The sequence below is a fragment of the Neisseria sp. P0021.S007 genome, assembly GCF_051956855.1.
Genome location: NZ_JBQCXA010001053.1, coordinates 1 through 540 on the forward strand (window position 1 = coordinate 1; position 540 = coordinate 540).

General features: G+C 49.4%; 1 protein-coding gene. It reads right to left on the bottom strand.

Annotation, left to right across the window (positions count from 1 at the left end):
- A partial coding sequence (locus ACTHUR_RS17485; protein WP_440399985.1) for a UbiA family prenyltransferase occupies positions 1–540 on the bottom strand: 540 nt, incomplete at both ends.

The window sequence follows — 540 nt, forward strand, 5'->3', positions numbered from 1 at the left end:
TGCCCACTCTCGTGGGCTCTTAGATGTATATAATAGACAGGTAATGTCGTGATGGCCAAATGTGATTGCCGAAGTTTTGATGCCAATGTTCAAATCGTCTTCTTTGGCCGCCATGGCATAAATCGTGTCGTAAGCCAACGTCCATAAGGCATTGGCGGTAAACATCAGCCACGCTTCGGAAGGCACTCGGCCTTGCACGGCGGCAAAGGCCATGGGAATGCCGAACGAAAATGCCAGTCCTAAATAAAACTGCGGCAACGGGAAAAAGCGTTTGGTAAAGGGATATGTGATGGCCAGGAACAAGGCCGGAAGGCTCATCAGCCAAGTAAAGCGGTTGAGCTGCACCAAGCATAAAGCTGCCATCAGACACAACATGACGGTCAAAAGCAGCGCTTCGATTTTAGAAACCAAACCTTTGGCAAACGGGCGGTTTTTAGTGCGCTCTACTGCACCGTCAAAATTGCGGTCGGCAAAGTCATTTACCACGCAACCTGCGCTGCGCATCAAAAATGTGCCTGCGCTAAAGGCAAGAAAAATATC